Annotated in this window: 17 protein-coding genes and 2 pseudogenes; 12 read left to right on the plus strand and 7 right to left on the minus strand. The window is 57.6% G+C overall.

Translation table 11 applies throughout. From position 1 onward, the window contains the following. Positions 1-118 precede the first annotated feature (118 nt). Both LDZ28_RS30655 and LDZ28_RS30660 read right to left on the minus strand, forming a co-directional pair. Positions 119-568, minus strand: coding sequence for a hypothetical protein (locus LDZ28_RS30655; protein WP_244831980.1), 450 nt, complete (start codon positions 566-568; stop codon positions 119-121). A 204-nt stretch (positions 569-772) separates the two neighbouring features. Then, positions 773-976 (minus strand): hypothetical protein, encoded by a 204-nt coding sequence (locus LDZ28_RS30660; protein WP_244831981.1) that lies wholly within the window; start codon positions 974-976, stop codon positions 773-775. Positions 977-1,255: 279 nt separating this feature from the next. On the opposite strand from LDZ28_RS30660, the gene LDZ28_RS30665 reads away from it, so the two are divergent. The 6 genes and pseudogenes from LDZ28_RS30665 to LDZ28_RS30690 all read left to right on the plus strand — a co-directional run. Continuing rightward, positions 1,256-1,978: a hypothetical protein gene (locus LDZ28_RS30665; RefSeq protein WP_244831982.1), complete on the plus strand. Its 723-nt coding sequence runs from the start codon at positions 1,256-1,258 to the stop codon at positions 1,976-1,978. Next, entirely contained in the window at positions 1,971-3,962 is a 1,992-nt protein-coding gene (locus LDZ28_RS30670) for a phage integrase family protein (RefSeq protein ID WP_244831983.1), read from the plus strand. The genes LDZ28_RS30665 and LDZ28_RS30670 overlap by 8 nt, the downstream gene beginning before the upstream one ends. A gap of 81 nt (positions 3,963-4,043) precedes the next feature. After that, positions 4,044-4,370: a hypothetical protein gene (locus LDZ28_RS30675; RefSeq protein ID WP_244831984.1), complete on the plus strand. Its 327-nt coding sequence runs from the start codon at positions 4,044-4,046 to the stop codon at positions 4,368-4,370. Positions 4,371-4,520: 150 nt separating this feature from the next. After that, a complete protein-coding gene (locus tag LDZ28_RS30680; protein WP_244831985.1) occupies positions 4,521-5,699 on the plus strand; it encodes an ImmA/IrrE family metallo-endopeptidase in 1,179 nt (392 codons plus the stop codon). A gap of 1 nt (position 5,700) precedes the next feature. Beyond that, the gene (locus LDZ28_RS30685) at positions 5,701-6,237 is read left to right on the plus strand and encodes a DUF4411 family protein (protein ID WP_244831986.1); all 537 of its coding nucleotides are present in this window, start codon (positions 5,701-5,703) and stop codon (positions 6,235-6,237) included. Positions 6,238-6,495: 258 nt separating this feature from the next. Continuing rightward, positions 6,496-6,597, plus strand: a pseudogene (locus LDZ28_RS30690) (AAA family ATPase); the annotation flags it as partial. A gap of 565 nt (positions 6,598-7,162) precedes the next feature. Here the strand turns inward: LDZ28_RS30690 and LDZ28_RS32935 are convergent. Continuing rightward, positions 7,163-7,744, minus strand: a pseudogene (locus tag LDZ28_RS32935) (IS3 family transposase); the annotation flags it as partial. 103 nt (positions 7,745-7,847) lie between these two features. Further along, complete coding sequence (locus LDZ28_RS32940; RefSeq protein WP_370652299.1) at positions 7,848-8,207, minus strand: transposase; 360 nt, start codon at positions 8,205-8,207, stop codon at positions 7,848-7,850. Between the two features lie 1,289 nt (positions 8,208-9,496). Between LDZ28_RS32940 and LDZ28_RS30705 the strand changes: the two genes are divergently transcribed. The 3 genes from LDZ28_RS30705 to LDZ28_RS30715 all read left to right on the plus strand — a co-directional run bounded on the left by LDZ28_RS30705 (position 9,497) and on the right by LDZ28_RS30715 (position 11,302). Then, positions 9,497-10,324, plus strand: a complete 828-nt coding sequence (locus LDZ28_RS30705; protein WP_244831987.1) for a DUF932 domain-containing protein — start codon at positions 9,497-9,499, stop codon at positions 10,322-10,324. Positions 10,325-10,389: 65 nt separating this feature from the next. Continuing rightward, positions 10,390-10,809, plus strand: coding sequence for a hypothetical protein (locus LDZ28_RS30710; protein WP_244831988.1), 420 nt, complete (start codon positions 10,390-10,392; stop codon positions 10,807-10,809). Between the two features lie 139 nt (positions 10,810-10,948). Next, positions 10,949-11,302, plus strand: coding sequence for a TrfB-related DNA-binding protein (locus LDZ28_RS30715; RefSeq protein ID WP_244831989.1), 354 nt, complete (start codon positions 10,949-10,951; stop codon positions 11,300-11,302). 29 nt (positions 11,303-11,331) lie between these two features. Here the strand turns inward: LDZ28_RS30715 and stbC are convergent, their stop codons facing one another. Genes stbC through LDZ28_RS30730 form a run of 3 tightly spaced genes read right to left on the minus strand, consistent with a single transcriptional unit; the run spans position 11,332 to position 12,844 of the window. After that, positions 11,332-11,721 (minus strand): plasmid stabilization protein StbC, encoded by a 390-nt coding sequence (stbC, locus tag LDZ28_RS30720; RefSeq protein WP_244831990.1) that lies wholly within the window; start codon positions 11,719-11,721, stop codon positions 11,332-11,334. Then, complete coding sequence (stbB, locus tag LDZ28_RS30725) at positions 11,721-12,425, minus strand: StbB family protein (RefSeq protein ID WP_244831991.1); 705 nt, start codon at positions 12,423-12,425, stop codon at positions 11,721-11,723. The genes stbC and stbB overlap by 1 nt, the downstream gene beginning before the upstream one ends. 8 nt (positions 12,426-12,433) lie before the next feature. Next, positions 12,434-12,844, minus strand: coding sequence for a hypothetical protein (locus tag LDZ28_RS30730; RefSeq protein ID WP_244831992.1), 411 nt, complete (start codon positions 12,842-12,844; stop codon positions 12,434-12,436). 449 nt (positions 12,845-13,293) lie between these two features. Between LDZ28_RS30730 and LDZ28_RS30735 the strand changes: the two genes are divergently transcribed. From LDZ28_RS30735 to mobF, 3 genes are read left to right on the plus strand one after another with little or no spacing between them, the layout of a single operon-like run. Continuing rightward, positions 13,294-13,656: a hypothetical protein gene (locus LDZ28_RS30735; protein ID WP_244831993.1), complete on the plus strand. Its 363-nt coding sequence runs from the start codon at positions 13,294-13,296 to the stop codon at positions 13,654-13,656. Beyond that, positions 13,649-15,205 (plus strand): type IV secretion system DNA-binding domain-containing protein, encoded by a 1,557-nt coding sequence (locus LDZ28_RS30740; RefSeq protein WP_244831994.1) that lies wholly within the window; start codon positions 13,649-13,651, stop codon positions 15,203-15,205. Before LDZ28_RS30735 ends, LDZ28_RS30740 begins: the two co-directional genes overlap by 8 nt. Next, positions 15,205-18,261 carry a MobF family relaxase gene (gene mobF / locus LDZ28_RS30745; protein WP_244831995.1) on the plus strand — a complete coding sequence of 1,019 codons (3,057 nt, stop codon included), beginning with the start codon at positions 15,205-15,207 and terminating at the stop codon, positions 18,259-18,261. The genes LDZ28_RS30740 and mobF overlap by 1 nt, the downstream gene beginning before the upstream one ends. Positions 18,262-18,367: the final 106 nt, after the last annotated feature.

An 18,367-nucleotide genomic window follows, 5' to 3' on the forward strand; every position in this document is an offset into this window, starting at 1 on the left:
GCCGGTCATAACTTCTGAACACTCCTCAAACAAGGTTCTTGAACGTCTAGCTAGGCATCGGTTTACCGTCTTAACATGCAACGCCGTTGGATAATTGCATGATCTTTCTAATGCGAGGTTACCGAACATGAAGAACTAGCCGCCGAAGCGCGAACAGACCGGCGAGCGTCATCCCCGTTCCAAGCCCTCGCTCGATTTGTTCAAAGGCACGCACAACAACGTCAAGGCGCGTCTCTCTAAGCTGACGGTCATGCTCGTTGACCACCGCTGTCGCAATTGCCATCTCATCCGTGCTCAATCCCCAACCGCTTAAATTTCCCGACGCGAGGACGCCAGTAAGCGCAGCCTCGGCGGAGGCAAGGCTTCGCTCGTCGATCTCGCCGTGCCCGACCGCTGCGATCAATCCTGTTAAGGCCACGGCTTGCGCTAGGCAACGCAAAGTCGCCGCGTCGCCTTGCCCGGCACGGGCGACTTCAAGTGCCATGCGGACCTGGATCGAAATTTGTGCGACCGAATCCGGATCGAGCGGGAGATAAAGGACCTTCTTATGCCTTGCCGCTTTTGCCACGCTACGGATCGGTTTTCGCGACTTTGGTTTAGGCACCATTGGGCATTCGAGACAGAAGAGGATCGGGTATCAATCGGAGACAGCAAATCCCGTTCTCGATTGGCTTGAAGAATGCATGAGGCCCAAGTCGGATGTGTCGTTCCAAACTACTACGATCAGAGATCGCTCGCGCTCCCGTCGGCGCCGAAGCATTGGCGGCCATACTTACCGGCGAAGGATAAAGCTCGTTCTCACTAAGGGCAGCGCCGTGTTCAATGCGCCGTCGGCCTGGGCGCCGCATGTCGTCGTGCTCGATATAGAAATGCCGATCAGCGACGTCTTCTCGAAGCGAAGCTTGGCCGGTTCGCCAAGCTGTCTTTTGCCAGTGACCCGTGTCATTTGCGTCAGCTTCGTTTTGAAATACTTCAAAAAAGTTCCGCCCCACCATTTTTTCGCGAAGCAAGGAGGAGACATGAAGGAAGGCGTCGTTGACCGTAAGGATGGTCGCGCCGGCTGTAGGGGAGAGTAAGTAGCTCCATGCCCCGGCGGCGAGGCCTTTACAACGCCACGTCGCATCCGCAGCACATCGAGCGCACCGTCAATATTTTGAATCTATCAATAATCTTATCCTGATAATCGTATAATATCGGGATAGCGTTTCAGGGGTAGAATCGGCCCATTTCAAAACGCGTGAGAGGGCAGGGCCCCGTGGCACAAGACTTTCCGAGCGATTCCGGTGATCCGGACGATGGTGGTGACTTCGGCGGCGACGGCTGGCTACGACGGTCGGGCGATCCGCGCGATCAAAATGATCGTTGGCCCGATGAAGCCCCCACGCCCGACGTCGCGCGCGTGGTCTTGAAGGTCGATGAATCCATCACGTTGAAACGCACCGCGGCCGCGGCGTGGCTCACCGCGCATGGTGACACCGTGCCCTTACTTCCAGTGAAGCCCACGCGCATGGAACTGGCCGTGGTCATCGCGCTCGCCGAGACCTACGGCGCACCGCTATATAAAGAGTCACGCTTCGTACCGGTGATCGACTTCATCGCCGATTACGGCGCGGTGGTGTTCATCCAGCGCGTGATGTATGGTGCGCGCCCGGTGACCGATTTCGACGTCACCGCCTACGCCGCAGAAAACGCGCGGCTCGCGGACGCGGTGCGCGACGCGCGCGTGGCATTCGAGTTTCTCTGTGCGACCTGGCCCGAGGTGTTTCTCGCGCAAACTCACGCGGTGCTGGCCGGACTCGGCATACGGGTGCGGCCGCCGGAGGCGGATCTTGTCCCGCCGTTGAGCGATATCGAGGCTCAGCGTCACGGCGTCGACGAGCACCACCGCAAGAAAGGTGGCCACAACGAAGGTGACCACAAGGACGGTGACGACGACGAAGGTAACGACGCAGATAGCGAGGAGGGCGGTGATGCCTGAGCGTAAGTCGATGTCGAAAACGAACGTCTCACCGGTCGCTACGGTTGCGATCGAACGAGGCTTCACGACCAAGGATTTCACGGCGCTGCGCGCCTTCGTGCAGCGCATCGCGCCAGCGATCATCGCGCGCACCTACTACGACCCGGATGAAGACGCGCATGCGGCCACACCGGCCGCGATGGAACGGCACCTGAACGGCATGCTCGATTCGCTGGTACAGCTCGCGATGGCGCACGGCTCGTCGGCGCTCGCCACGCACCTGCGCGCGTCAATTAAACAGCACGGTCGCCCGTTGCTCACCGCCGTGACTTTCCGGATGGTGACCGAAGCGGCGCAACTCGTGGCGGCCACCCCGCACGCGGATCACCCGATCGGTGCGTGGCTGCGTCCGCGCATCGCGCGCCGGCTGAAAGGGGAGGGCATCGCCACGCTCGGCGAACTGTTGGCTTTCTGCAACCGGCGCGGCGCCAGCTGGTGGCGTTCGATTCCGCGCATCGGGCGCGGTCGGGCGCGGGCCATCGTGAGCTGGTTGCGGAAACACCAGGCGAAGCTGCAGCTCACGGTCGAGATCGATGTCGATTCGGAAGAGCGCGACGGCGTGCCGCTGGTCGCGGATGAACTCGTCGAAGTAGTCCCCGAGTATTACGCGGACCGGGGACCGCTTGGAACGTTACCGCGTCTTCGGCTCGCGCCGCTCGAACGCCTGTCGGTGCCGCACGCGTTGTCCGGCGCCGATGGCGAGAACCGGTCAAGTGCGTTCTGCTACATCCAGGCCAATCACGATCTCGATGCGGTGCGCGCGTATCTGAACCGCTACCGCGATCAGCCGAAGACGCTGCGCGCGTACACCAAGGAACTCGAGCGATTTTTACTGTGGGCGGTGGTGTTGCGCGGCAAGGCGCTGAGCGACCTGAAAGTCGACGATTGCGAGGCCTACAAGGATTTCCTGAAAAAGCCCGATCCGCGTTTCGTGGGCGAGCGCTTCGCGCGCCATTCGCCGCGGTGGCGTCCTTTTGCTGCATCCAAATCGACTGCAACGGCGGATGGCTCGGCGGTGCTGCTGCCGGAGTCGCAGCGCTACGCGGTGCGACTCCTGCGCAGCGCGTTCGCGTGGCTCGTCGACGTGCGCTATCTGGCCGGCAACCCGTGGGTGGCAGTCAATGATCCGCCGATTATTCGGCGCGCGAACTCGATGAAGATCGACCGAGCGTTGCCGGCCGAGTTATGGCGCAAGCTCCGCGATGAACTCGACGTGCGATGTGCGGATCCGCTCGCCTCGCAATGGCGGGCGTTACGCGCGACGGTGCTGTTGATGGGCGATTCGGGACTGCGTCGCGAAGAGGCCGCGTCGGCGCGCCGCGAGGGTCTGAAGCCGTCTGTCTACGGCACGCTCGATCGTCCGGTGTGGGAACTGACCATCGTGGGCAAGGGGCGTCGCGAGCGCACGGTGCCGGTGAGCCTTGCGACGCTCAGCGCGTTGCGTGCGCACTGGCAGGATCGAGCGCGGACTTTCGATGGCCGCTTCGACGAAGAGAGCGTAGGCGAAAGGGATAGTCCGGATCCAACTGGCCCCTTGCTGGCGCCAATCATCATCCCGTGGACCGACGCGTCGCGTCGCCGCCACCGGCAAGCGCGAGTCGTCAACGCAGATGAACATACTTCTGCGGCCCTGACTGAAACCGGCTACACCGCCGATGGGCTCAACCGGCTAATCGGCCGGATGACCCAGACGCTCGTCGAAACGATGGATTCGCTGGACCTGGAGGAGCGCATGCGGCTGGGGCAGGTGAATGCGCATGCGTTTCGGCACACCTTCGGGACGCAATCCGTAGCGGACGATGTCCCGGTCGACGTCGTCCAAAAAGTGCTCGGTCACGTGTCGCTGCAGACCACGACCATCTACGTGCAGGCCGAAAAGCAGCGCGTCCTCGAGGAGGTGGCGCGCTACTACGCGGGGGTCGCCGTACGTCGGACGGCAACTTAAGCGTATCCCATCGACTGCGGTGCTTTGATACAGTGCGCAGCACTGGCCGGCGCACAGGGCGCCGACATTGAGGATAGGACGATGACTGATAAAGAATTAAACCTGCGCGCGGGGTTCGCCGCGTTTGCCGATTCGAATCGTGTGGTGGCTGTGAACTTGGATACGTTCGATCCGTTGAACTCGCCCGAGGACCTGATCAAGCTGCTGGTGCAAACGGGCATCTCTTTTACGCCGCCTCGTGATGGCGAACTCGCTGCAGAAAACGGGACTGGGAGCGTCGAAGTGACAATCCAAAATGGCGACATCAATGCTGCGGCTGCGCGCGCGGCGTGTGAGCTCGCAGCAAGCTGGGTTGAGGATGACGATATGAAGTCGTGGCAGATTGCAACGGGACGGTTTTCGCGCTGAGCAAAGGAAAAGGATCTGCGCAGTCTGTTTTACTAAATCAAGACGGCGGGCAAAGCATCAAAACTGAGAATCCGACCCTTTATCGTGTGTGATAACCTTTCGACCAGCGATCGAAGACTCACGCTCAGCATCCAAGTACCGATACGACACATGCCGCAGGTCAATCCCGAAATTCTCATATGGGCTAGAAGCACTGCTGGCCTCGGCATCGACGAGGCTGCCAAGGCGTTGCAGCTTGGTGGCGTTCGCCAAAGCGGTTCGGAAGCGTTGGAAGAGTACGAAGGAGGCGGCAAACCGCCGAGCCGTCCATTGCTTCTCAGAATGGCCAAGCTCTATCGTCGTCCGCTCCTCACGTTTTATCTTCAGCAGCCGCCGGCGAAAAGCCAGCGCGGCGAAGACTTCCGTACCCTGCCAGGGGGGCAGGCGTTCGAGACTGCGCCTAAACTGGATGCACTCGTCCGCGATGTATTTGTCCGACAGCGTCTGGTACGGTCCATCCTTGAAGACGCCGACGAAGCACAGCCCTTGGATTTCGTTGGTAGCATCACGTTGGCACAGCCTGTAGCGGTAGCAGCAAAGGTTATTTGCGAGCGCCTCTCGTTTGATTTGACTGCATTCCGTGGCAAAAAGTCGATCGAAGACTCGTTCAATTACATTCGCGGACTGACCGAGAAGCTCGGTGTTTTTGTCCTGCTCATCGGAAACCTCGGAACGCATCACACAGCGCTGAGCACTGACACCTTCCGAGGCTTTGCGCTCGCGGAAAAGGTTGCCCCGTTTATTGTGGTCAATGACCAAGACGCAAAAGTCGCGTGGTCCTTCACTTTGCTTCACGAGCTTGCCCATATTTGGCTCGGACGTACCGGATTGAGCGGCGCTGACATTGAGCAGAAGATCGAGCAGTTTTGCAATGACGTCGCAAGCGAAATTCTTCTACCCGAGGCTGAAATGGAAGCGTTTCGGCCAATGGGCGACGACCGGCAAGGACTAATCGATGCGATTAGTGATTTTGCGAGCAGGCGTAAGGTGAGCCGCGCCCTTGTTGTTTATCGACTTCTCAAACGCCATCAGATCAGTCGCAAACAATGGTTGGATTTAGCGGAGGAGTTTCGACGCCAATGGGAAGTCGAGCGCGCAAGAAAGAAAGAACAAGCAGCCGAATCAACTAGTGGCCCAAGCTACTACGTTGTCAAACGCCATCGAGTTGGGAACGCCCTTGTCGAGGTTACGCGTCGAGCAATCGCAGAAGGCTTTGTCACGCCGACGAAGGCCGGTCGAATCCTGGGCGTTCGACCGACCAATGTTCAAGAGTTGGTAGGGGCAGCGTGACATGACGGGTGGTACAAAGCTTTACCTTCTTGACGCGAACGTCCTGATCACCGCCAACCGCGACTATTACTCGATGGAGATGGTGCCTGTCTTCTGGGATTGGCTGCTTCACATGGCGGAACTCGGCCATGTGAAGATGCCGCTCGAGACGTTGGAAGAAGTTCGAGATGGTGGTGGCAAGGCAAAAAAGGATGCACTCGTGACGTGGCTCAACCGCGCTGATGTGTATAAAAAGCTCGTCCTCGATGAGGATGCTGACCCAGGAATCGTGACAGAAGTCATCGCAAAAGGCTATGCGCCTGACCTTGACGACACTGAACTTGACGAGGTAGGCAGGGATCCATTTTTGATCGCTTATGCCGCGGCAGACCCTGACAATCGCGTCGTAGTCTCAATTGAAGTGTCTTCACCCGCGAAGAAGCGAGCAAATCGCCGCGTCCCGGACGTGTGCCGCGACAACAGTGTCACATGCTGCAATACGTTCGCGATGCTGCGGGACCTCGGTTTCACGACCACCTGGGTGAAGCCGGCTGACTAGCCTGACCAACCGATATCTGCGTTGGCATGCAACTTCCAATTAGACTAGCCGCCCTTTTTTCAGTTAGTTATACGAAATTATAGTCATATACGCGTCGATAACCGAGACTTCGCTAGCAGATTTCAATCAATTAGTATAACCGGCGTTGTCGCAAAATATTGGCTTTAGTCTTAGTCGCCCCCCTGAGACTCCACAACGACATCCGTATGATCTAACATACGCGAAGCTAACGTTGAAAATTTTTATTTCGGGGGCTTAATGAAGTTGCGTCACGCTCGGATAAAAAACTTCCGGCTTCTCTCAGATGTCGAGCTCGTCTTGGAGGATCTGACTACGGTCGTTGTTGGTCGCAACAACAGTGGCAAGACGTCGCTTTCTGAAGTCATTCGACGGCTTCTTACCGACGGGAGTGCGCAGTTTCAGCTGGAGGACTTTTCCAGTGCCTGCTATGACGGTTTTCGTCTGGCGTGGGAGGCCAGAAATAATGGCGAACCCGATGATGCAGTCCGTGTGCTCGTCCCCTACATCGAGCTGCGACTGACTTTTGAGTACGATCCAAACCAACCGCAATTGGGACCGTTGAGCCCATTTGTCATCGACCTCGACCCAAATTGCTCCGAGGCTCTAGCCGTCGTTCGCTACGAATTGAAGGACGGTCAGCTTCCTCAATTTTTTGAAGGTCTACCGCCGCTGCCGCTTGCTGCTGAAACCGAACTAAGTTTTTTCCGGACTCGCGAAATCCAAGCTGTTGCTAATACGTTGAACTCAAGGCCGCGAAAAACTCTTGGATGGAAGACGCCTGCAGAAGCTCTGGACGAATACCTAAAATCTGTTCAACAATCCAGTGTTGCGACGACCGGTTGAATCCGCCTTGCCAGCCTTGATCCGAGTGGAGCATGGGTCTGTCGTTCGGTCCGAGGCGCGCGAACGCTCTCTTGAGCATGGTCCCAACCATGTCGAACAGAGGTCGTCGGGCTATCTCGAAAGCGATAACCTCGGCGTTGTACAGGTCGAGAACGGGCGAGAGATACAGCTTCTCGCCACCGACATTGAACTCGGTGACGTCAGTTACCCATTTGTCGTTCGGACGCTTCGCATCGAATCGCCGTTCAAGAATGTTCGGTGCCGCAAGGCCCACCTCGCCTCTGAATGCACGGTACTTTTTCAACCGGACGTACGACTTCAGCCGAAGTTCACCCATCAGGCGCTGAATTGTCTTGTGGTTGATCTTGGTGCCTTCTTGCCGTATCACGGCAGTGATGCGGCGATAGCCATACCGCCCCTTATGCTCGTCAAAGATCGAGCGAATCCGGACCTTCAGGCTTGCATACTTGTCGGCAATCCCGAGCGCCTTCTTCTGATAGTAGAAGGTACTCCGTGCCAGGCCCGCCACCTTGAGCAAGCCAGCGAGTGGATATTGTTGCCTTAGTTCAAGCACGATTCGCGCTTTTACTGCTGCGCTTCTTGCTTCTTCGCTTGAACTAAGGCGTCGAGTTTTTTTAGGTATGCGTTCTCCATTCGAAGATGATCCAGTTCTGCCAGCAACTCTTTGCGGCTAGGGGAGCTGCCATCATATGACTTCGGCTGAGGCTTTTTAGTTGACGGCTTTTTCATTCTTGGGCGGCGCACGGAAGCGTACGGCGACAAGCCGGCCATGCCGCTTCGTCGTATGCGTGTTCCCAGTTGCCAATGATGTTGAAATTTCGGTTATCAAAGAGGGCTGCAACTTGGCGGTAGGACAATTCGTCATTTCGCATACGTTGCAAAACCGATAGCTTGAATTCTAAGCTATAGGTCGCTCTACGCTTCTCCTGCACACCTTCAGCGCCATGTACGCGGTAAAGCGCTGCCCATCTACGCAGCGATTCTACGTTGATGCCATGACGTCGCGCGACGACCTTGCGCCCGTCATGGCCAGCGCAATAATCCTTAACGGCAGCGAGCTTCGCTTGTTCTGTATATTTTCCCAAGACATTCCCCAAAGATAGGTGCAACCTTCGGGGGTCAGTTCATCGAAAACAGTGGACATAGCCTGCACGCTCAGATCAAAGAGTTCCAGACGTCGATTTCTGCGCGCTTATTTGGAATCCAAGCATACCCTTACGCCCCCTATGAACCAACCGCCAAAACAAACGACTCAACTTCGCGACTGGCAACTGGCCCTTGTTAAGAAATATCTCGCAGACGATGTGCGGCGAGCACGCTTTATTTCGAGCCTTGGAATGGGCAAGGGTGCAGTTGCGCAGCACACGAGAAATGAGCTGCTGAGATCGAAGCGCAACAGCAACATGCTCGTCATTAGCCATCTCGAGCTCTCGTTCGCCAACGGCAGGAAGTCGGCGAGCAAAGGGGCATCGCGTTTTTTGATAGCGCAGAGCATCTTACGGATTCTACCCAGTGTGGAATCTCTGTATCCGCTCAGGAGGTGCTGAAGTCTGGGACGGATTCTCTCTAGTTGAGTTGGCCGGAAAGGCAAGCTTCTTCATCGTTCTCAACGACGCGAACGAGGCGGAACAAACGGGCGGTACATGAGATCGATGCCATAATCGGAGCATCCCGTCATCGATAAAAAACAAAAGGCTCGGAGCGCGGCAACGCATCGAGCCTTTCCGTCCAACACCGCAGGAGTAGAACGGGATCCAACTCGTCTCATTATATCGACGAGCTTGCGAAACACCAAGTGAAACACCGACTTTTGCGCCTGGCGGCGCTGCGCACGCTGTCGCTAGTTAATAGGTCTTGCTAGTTGTGTCGCACAGGTTGTCGGGCGTATCTGCTCGTCGGAGTCGGCCAGTCGCTCACGTCCTTGAATCTGCCACACGCTCCGGCTTTCCCGGTCAGGGACTTTCGCGGCATATCCTCGACCGCTGCGCGCTCTGCGGTATTCCACGTTCCCTTGACCGCGCCGGTGCGCGCAGCAGAACGGGCTTACCGCGACCGACCGACTCCGACGAGCAGAACCAACGAGCGTCCTCGCGTGCTTTACGCCGGAGGAAGTAAGACAGGCGCTTACGCGCCCGTCTGGAATGAACGATCCGCTCCCTCACTCGTCCTCGGGGCAGGACCTTGAACGCAAACTTCTTGACGCCAGACAGTAAACACAATAAATAGATATATTTACATGTATTGACTTTTTGTAGATTTCGTCCTATCATACATACATCGACACGCTAAACAGCACGGCGTGTCGATACCGGGAATCAAGCGGCGGCAACCGCTCTCGGACATATCACAACACCGCAATTTAGGAGTACTGAAAATGCAACTCGCATCCAAGTTAGGTTATAACGCGCCCGTTCTCCGTTCGGAACTCCCCCTGACGGATGACCAAATCCAAAGCATCGCGCCGTCGATATTCGCTGCTGAGAAGCACGAAAGCCGCTCGAAGCGTTACACCTATATTCCAACGATCGATGTACTCAACGGCCTGCGCCGCGAAGGGTTCCAGCCCTTCATGGTTGCGCAGACGCGCGTGCGCAACGACGACAAGCGCGATTTCACCAAGCACATGATTCGCCTTCGCCATGCCGACCAGATTAGTGGCAAAGAGGCGAACGAAATCATCCTGTTGAACAGCCACGATGGAACGAGCAGCTATCAGATGCTCGCCGGTATGTTCCGCTTCGTCTGCTGCAACGGCATGGTGTGCGGCACGAACGTCGGCGAGGTGCGCGTTCCGCATAAAGGCGACGTTGTTGGCGAAGTCATCGAAGGCGCATTTCGCGTGCTTGACAACTTCGAGGTGGTGGACGAGCAGCGCGAAGGCATGCAGGTCGTGACGCTCGACACCGGCGCACAAAACGCCTTTGCGCGCGCGGCCCTCGAATTGAAGTACGACACGGAAGACACCGCGGCGCCCGTAACGGAAACGCAGATTCTCCGCCCCCGCCGCATGGAGGATGGTGGGTCGGACCTGTGGACGACCTTTAACCGTGTGCAAGAAAACATGGTGAAGGGCGGGCTGCGCGGACGAAGTGCGACGGGCCGCACGACCACTACCCGAGCGGTCAGCGGCATCGACCAGAACGTTAAACTGAATCGGGCTTTGTGGGTTCTCGCCGATGAGATGCGCAAGATGATGGGCTAACGCGGATAGGCTACCGGGCGAATGCAACCGCCCGGTAGCTCCCTTGGACACATGGAGAGAACACCATGAGCAAGGTCTTTTATATTCCGGGCGAGCCGACCGCGATCGATTACGCGTTGGAACTGACGGACGGCCCAACCACCATTTACGTCACAAACTGGACACGCGAAACGCTCGACCAGCTGGCGCAGCGCTATCCGGGCGTGGTGATCGGTGAGGAGGATTCTTTCATCGAGCAGCAGGAGCGCGCATTATCGACTCACCCGGAGGAAATCACCGAGGCCGAATATCACGCAGCCATGTCCGGCCCCTGGCCGCCGCTTGTCTGGCAACTTAGCGTTGGCGTCGAATCGTTCAAAGGTAGCGAACCCGTCGAGGGAAACGTCACCTTCATCTATGCCCGAAAAGGGTCGCGCTACTGGCGATTCCAGGGTGTCGCCACGCTTCCTCGTCCACTGATCGCGCAGAAGATCCTGCACCACTGACGCGAGAGGACAGCACGCCGCACGCAGAACGCCGTGCGGCGTTCTTTTTGGACTCTATTGACTGCTATTGACTCCAGGCAGATAATCTAGCCCCAAATTCACGCATTCAGATAGGGGCACAAACATGGCAGGAGAGAGCATGACAGCGAAGGATTTTAAGTCGCTCATGCCCCGTCTTAAACGCATGACGGTCGGCAACGTTGAAGTTGCGCGTCGCGTATTGGTCGATGGCATCTCGCAGACTGACGCCGCGAATGAAAGCGGATTGACGAAACAGCGCGTTGGCGCAGTGATTAAATCTGTGCTGGCTGTGTCGCAAGAGTACCCGGCAAACTGGGTGCAGGTGGAGGTGTGGCTGCCGCCTGAACTCGCGACGCAAGTGCGGCAGATGGCTGATGAGGCGAAGGCGCGCATCAAGCAAACAGACCAACCGAGAAGTACCCAGCGCCGAGGCAATCCAAGGTCCGCGCTCCGGCGCAGACCAGCTTCCTAACAGCGACGCCGCCAAATTTCCATACCGTCCTAGGCGAGATGGCGGACCATGAGGATAGCGATCGCTGCGCCAATGGTAGCGCCGATCGTCGCGGTCGTGCCGCAACACACCACGAGCAGGGGAATTGACCGTCGCACGCCCGCTGAGACAGCACCTTGAGTCGTTGCGGAGACAGATCGCGTAGCGTCTGCGTGGCTGGCTTTTGCATCGCGGAGCGTCTGCGCCAGTTCGCGGTGTGCCGCCACCAATTCTCGTGTCGCTGCCTGGACCGTAGCATCCAGTTCGCCCTTCGCCGAGACGATCCGTTCCCGGACGCTTTCAGCGTCGGCCACCGCCACCTTTAGGTTGGCAGCGATCTCCTTCGAGTCGCCAAGGAACCACTCAAGCAGTACCTCCTCTTTGGACGGCGGCCGATCCATCACGACACCAGCGTCGAAAATGCGTCGTTGAGGTTGTTCCGCACCGGTATGGCCAGCTTCTTCCACCGATACATGCGAGCGAATTCCTTGGCCTTGTCCGGGTCGGACTCGGATTTGGCGAGCGTCCGGTAATCCACACCGTCATCGATCAACTGGTCAAAGCCGATTCGCTTGGCTGCCAGATAGCCGTAGATGTCGCTCTCGAACAGGTACGCATTCGGATCGATCCACGCCTTCTTGGTTTTCTTGACGTAATTGAACACGGCTGGAATTTCGCCGGTCGGCTCCGACGAAATTCTGTTCGGCAACAGGCGAATTTTTGCTGGCTGAACCCCGATATTCGAAAGCGCTTCGACGGTCTTCAAACTCTCCTGCCACGCCTTCTGATCGGGCGTCACCGGAATCACATACAGATCGAACTCCTGTTCGGCATCGGAAAACCGTGACATGGCCTCGAAGAACGGCTCGATGTTGGAGGCCCCGATATCGATGATGGCGTCGTCTTCTAAAACGAGTGCTTCAAGCAATTCGCCAAACTTCTTTCCCTGCAGTTGTAAGACTTGATCAGCGCCAAGATCGCTCGCGGATTGATTGATAGTCTCGACTGAAAAGAACGCTGCACTCGGCATCCGCGGCTTGAGAAGGTAATGCGCGGCGACTGTCTTGCCCACGCTCCCGCTGTAGTTTAAGACGGCAATTTTCAAATTCCACCTCACTTGAATTTATCGTCGAACTCACTGAAATCCATACTGTGAACACTTTCAAAGTCACGCGTTGTCTTAATGCGATTGCGCTTTGCTGCGGCGTCTTGCGGCTTATCAGATGCCTCTTGATTTTTTTCGTCCGGAAAAAATCGTTCAGTCGAGCGACTTGTCGGAGCCGGTGTGCGAGATTCCAACTCTTGGAGTTGCGATTGAAGCAAGGTCGGGTGTTCGTGAGATCTTCTGGCCCGCCACAAAGCCTTTACGAAGCCTTCGAACGTGAGTGTCAGTCCCTGTTCTTCGCAAAGCATCTTCCAGATCGATTCACGTGAGGCACCGATACTTAACGCTGTTTCAATTTCTCCAAGCATGTTGCGCACGACCGCCGAATCGCTTTTCGGTTTGAGTTGCGATAGCGGCATTGGCAATCCCTCCCGGTGAGTAGCGTCTTCGTGAGTTTGAAGTCACTTTAATGATCACAGCGACTTGACGCAAGCATGTTGTCTCTTGAAACGTGCTATTCAGTCCTCTCTGTTGCCTCGATTGGTAACCGATGTGTCTCCTTCGTGTCCTCTTTCGGTCTATTTGCGCAGATGCCTTCACGCGATGCGTGAAGGATAGAAAGAACGTTATTTGAACGCGCAAATAGGTTGTAAACATTCCCGACTTCCCCTTAAATCAGTGGGTCGCCCTGGCCCTTAAAGGCTATACACCATACGCAATGCTTCGCATTGCATAAGTACTTGATTCAGCGCAGTCTTTGCCGATCAACAAAAATCCATGCTGTAAAACCGGGGTCCTACACAACCCCTTGAACGTGCTATCGCATAAGGATTAGGGTGTAGGACAAGCGTATTACCGGAGTGAGCTCATGCCCACCATCAGCCTGCGTGTGTCGGAATCTCAGAAAATCGAGCTGGAGGAGCGGTCTTCACGACACGAAGGGAACGTATCGGACTACATCAAGCACGCGTTATTTGGAGAAGCCCAGGACCAGCGACAGGCTCTGATTGCGCAACTGGACGAGTTGACGATCTCCGTCTCAAAGATGGCGAGTCATTCTCAAGGTCAATCAGGTTCGGACGACAGCGAGTCTGCCTCTCATATGTTGATGGAAATATTGATCTTACTCAGAATGGCGCTACCACCCGACAAGTTGCGCGGCGCGCGCGCAGAGCTCGACCGCCTGGATATCCGCTCATGGCAGCCTGCACCGGAGAGCAATCGTGGATGATATTCAAAAGCGACAGGCCGCGATGGCTGCGTTAGTGTTCGTTCCGCTTTTCGCCTGGTTTGTCACGGCAAAGGCGGTCTTCGGTTTCACGCCACAGGATGCACGGGTCGTGGTTCCATATCTGATCTCGAACACCTTTCATCTGGTTCCGCTTTGGGCAGCGCTGATTGGTGGCGAAGTCGTGGCAATAATTGGATTGGTGATCGCGGCAAGAGCCGGGAATGGACCGTTCAAAGGCGCAGCATTTTCGAAGTTCTTTCGCGGAACAGAAATCGTCACTGCAAATGAGCTGGCGAGAAAGACGCAGGAAAAGGGAAAGCATCAAATCACGATTGCCGGCGTACCCATCCCTCTCTCGGCAGAGAACACCCATGTCTCCATCGGAGGGTCAACGGGGACGGGAAAATCAACGATCTTCAAAGAGATGATTTTAGGTTCGCTCGCTCGTGGTGATCGCATGGTGGTACTGGATCCCGACGGCGAGTTTCTCTCGACCTTTTACCGCAATGGCGACAAGGTCCTAAACCCCTACGATGCGAGATCGGAAGGCTGGTCGTTTTTTAATGAAATTCGCGTGGAATTTGACTTCAAGCGCTACTCAGCGTCGATTATTCAGCGGTCGGGCAGCGTCGAATCGGAAGAGTGGAATGACTACGGTCGGCTGCTTTTCACAGAGGTCGCCCGAAAGGTGTATGCAACCTCGCGCAATCCGACTATGGAAGAGGTGTTCGAGTGGACGAATCGCAAGTCCCTTGAAGAATTGGAAGCCTATGTAGAGGGGACCAATGCGCAGGCGCTTTTCACGGGAAATAGCCGCGCGTCCGGTAGTGCGCGATTCGTGCTGTCCAACAAGCTGCCACCGCATCTCGACATGCCTCATGGCGACTTTTCACTGCGCGACTGGATCGCCGATCCCGAGGGCGGGAATCTGTTCATCACCTGGGACGAAAATATGCGGGCGGCGCTCGTTCCGCTGATTTCCTGCTTTGCGGATACGATTTTCAGCAGCGTGCTCGGGATGAGCGCCGACTTGAATCGCCGGCTCTGGGTCTATCTGGACGAGCTGGAGTCGCTCGCCCGCCTGCCGACCCTGGGCGACGCGCTAACGAAAGGACGGAAGAAGGGCTTGCGGGTCGTGTCCGGATACCAGACCTATACCCAGCTGGTGGACGTGTACGGCGAGAATCTCGCTGAGACCATGCTCGGCAATCACCGCACGATGGTGGCCCTCGGCGTCGGCCGCATGGGCGAGAAGACGGCTGAGAAGATGTCGCGCGCCCTTGGCCAACATGAAATCATGCGTCATCGCTCGGGACGCAGCCGCCGCGCGCTCGGCGGGTTAGGCACCAACAGCCAAAATGAGGAGATCAAGCCGGAGTCGGTCGTGCTTGCGTCTGAATTGATGCGGCTTCCGAACCTCGAAGGGTATCTCGCCTTTCCGGGCGATCTGCCCGTCGCTCGCTTCAAAACCGAATCGGTGACCTACACGCGCAAGCGCCGCGTTCCCGGGATCGTGTCGCCCGATGGCGAAATTCTCGGGGCGGTCTGATGCTTAACATCACGACCGTCAAGCGGCAGAACGTCGGCAAAGTCGTGGGCTACTACGCCGACAGCGCCGACGACTACTACGCGAAGGATGGCAGCGCCATGCAGTGGCATGGGAAAGGGGCGGAAGCGCTCGGGTTGGCCGGAGCGGTTGAGCAAAGTCGCTTTGCTGAACTGCTGGATGGCCGGATCGATGAGCGCACGCAATTGCGCCGAACCAAGCCCTCGGAGACCCGAAAGGAGCGGCTGGGTTACGACCTGACGTTCTCAGCTCCTAAGGGCGTCTCGCTGCAGGCGCTTGTACACGGTGACGCGCGGATCATTGCGGCGCACGATAGTGCGGTGGCCGCTGCCTTGCGCGAGGCCGAGATGCTGGCCGCGGCCCGCTCCACCTTGAACGGTAAGACGAGCGTGGAGCACACTCATAAGCTGGTCGCGGCGACCTTCCGGCATGAAACCTCGCGCGAAGTGGATCCGGACCTGCACACGCATGCCTTCGTGCTCAACATGACCCAACGTGCGAACGGCGAATGGCGTGCGCTTGTCAATGACGGCATCGTCAATTCGTTGAGCCACCTCGGGAACGTCTATAAAGCAGAGCTCGCGAAGGCGCTCGAGTTGCAAGGCTTCAAACTGAAGTTCGAGCGCAACGGCACCTTCGATCTCGCGCATTTTACCGAGCACCAGATCTCCGAGTTCAGCGCGAGGCGCAACCAGATCGACGCGAAGCTGGCTGAATGGGGTTTGAGTCGCGAGAGCGCCACGCCTGAGCAGCGCGATCTGGCCGCGATGCAGACCCGCGAGCGAAAGAGCGTCATCAATCGGGATGACGTGCGCGAGTCCTGGCTTGCGCGCGCCAAAGAACTCGGGATCGATTTCGATCGCCGTGAGTGGGCCGGCGTGGGGAATGACGGCCCAGCCAGCTCACCGGACAGCGGATTGCGCGATCGGTTAGGCAATGAACCAGGCAATGAATCGGGCAATGAACCCCGTGATGGATCACGCAACGTCCCTGCAGATGAATGCGGCCATTCGAGCCGACCGCCACAGATCGACCAGCCGCTCGTCTTTCACGCCGACCAAACCGTGAAATTTGCGATCCAGAGTTTGACTGAGCGGCAGGCGATCGTCACGCGCGAACAGCTCCTTGCGGTCGCGCTCAGGCACGGCTACGGGCGGCTGAGTGCGACCGACATTCGCGCCGCGATAGACCGCGCGCAGCGCAGCGGACATCTCATCCGAGAGGAGGCCCTCTACCGATCGCTGAATCCGGCCGAGCGTGCGGCCGATAAGACGGCATCGACGGGGCCGACGGGACCTGCGATGTCACGCGAGAAATGGATCGCTCAGTTGATGGGTGACCAGGGCGAGGGTGAAGGCACCCGGGGTGGACGGACCCGCGAACAGGCGCGGGCGCTGGTCGACGCCGGCATTGCGCAAGGACGCCTGGAGAGGATCGGGGCGCGCTACACAACGCACATCGCTCAGCGGCGCGAGCGTGACATCTTGGCACTCGAGTCGGCGGGGCGCGGGGCGGTCGGCTCGCGCATCACGGCGCAGCAGATTGACGCTTATCTGGCGACACGCACCCAGACGGTCGAGCACGCAGGGCTGAACGTCGAGCAGGCGCGAGCGGTCGCGCGCATCGCAGATTCGATTAATCGATTCATGGCGGTGCCCGGCTTCGCAGGTGTCGGGAAAAGCTACATGACCAAGGCGGCGAAAGAGCTGCTTGAGCAGCAGGGTTATTCGGTCGTCGCGCTCGCGCCCTACGGGAGCCAGAAGAAGGCGCTCGAGTCGGAAGGGATCGAGGCACGCACGCTCCAGTCGTTTCTCAAGGCGAAGAACAAGAAGCTCAACAGCGGCACAGTCATCTTCGTGGATGAAGCCGGCGTCATCCCGGCTCGCCAGATGCTTGAAACGATGAAGATTGTTGAGGCGCATCATGCGCGCGTCGTGTTTCTGGGAGACACGGCGCAAACGAAAGCGATCGAGGCGGGCAAGCCGTTCGAACAGCTCCTGAAAGCTGGGATGCAATCGACCGAGATTCGGACGATCCAGCGTCAGAAGGATCCGGAATTGTTGAAGGCAGTTGAGCTGGCCGCGGTGGGCAAGACTGCCGACTCGCTCGTGCACGTGACGCGTATCAACGAGGTCAAGGAAGCGGCCGAGCGCTATGCTCAGATCGTAAAGACCTACGTCGACCTGTCGCCGGTAGAACGCGTACAGACGCTCGTGATCACCGGAACGAACCAGAGTCGCAAGGCGATCAACGAGGGAATACAACAGGCGCTAGGGTTGAAGGGAACCGGTCGCGAGTACACGTTACTCGACCGGCTCGATACGACACAAGCCGAGCGGCGACACAGCAAATACTATGAGAAGGGCGCCGTCATCATCCCGGAACGCGACTACGCCATCGGTCTGCGCCGCGGCGAGCAATACGAGGTGCTGGACACGGGACCCGGAAATCGGCTCACCGTCCGCGCACCGGACAGCGCAGTGTTGATGTTCTCGCCAGCCCAGACCACGCAGCTATCCGTCTATCGACCCGAGCGTATCGAGGTGGCGGTGGGCGATCAGATCAAAGTCACACGCAACGACAAGGATCGGGATCTTGCGAATGGTGATCGACTGAAGGTCCGGGAGGTTCAAGAGACGGAGATCGTTGTTGAGTCGCATGGGCGGTCCATCAAGCTCGATGCGACGCGAGCCATGTATGCAGCGCTCGCCTACGCTTCGACCGTCCACAGTGCTCAAGGTCTAACGAGCGATAAGGTGCTGATCAACCTCGATACGCGATCCCTCACCACGGCAAAAGACGTCTACTACGTCGCAGTCTCGCGCGCCCGATACGAGGCAGAGATATTCACCGATAACCGTGCGCGGCTGCCTAGTGCTGTGTTACGAGAAGCGACCAAGACAGCTGCGCTTGAGCTCAGCCAACTTAAGCACTGGATTGACCACGGGCACAGCACGAGCGGTTCGTCGCCGAATGATCGAAAGATCCGAAGTAAAGAGAAGGCTGCGGGTGGTCCAGACTTGGGTATCGGTCAGTGAAGCGATCGCGCTTCGACTTTCTGGAGGTTCCTCGAATGAAAATTCTCGATCTTCGAATTGACGAACACGGCAGCTCTGTGAGGCTCGATAGACGGTGGGTTTCGTC

The organism is Caballeronia sp. TF1N1 (assembly GCF_022878925.1).
Classification (GTDB): Bacteria; Pseudomonadota; Gammaproteobacteria; order Burkholderiales; family Burkholderiaceae; genus Caballeronia.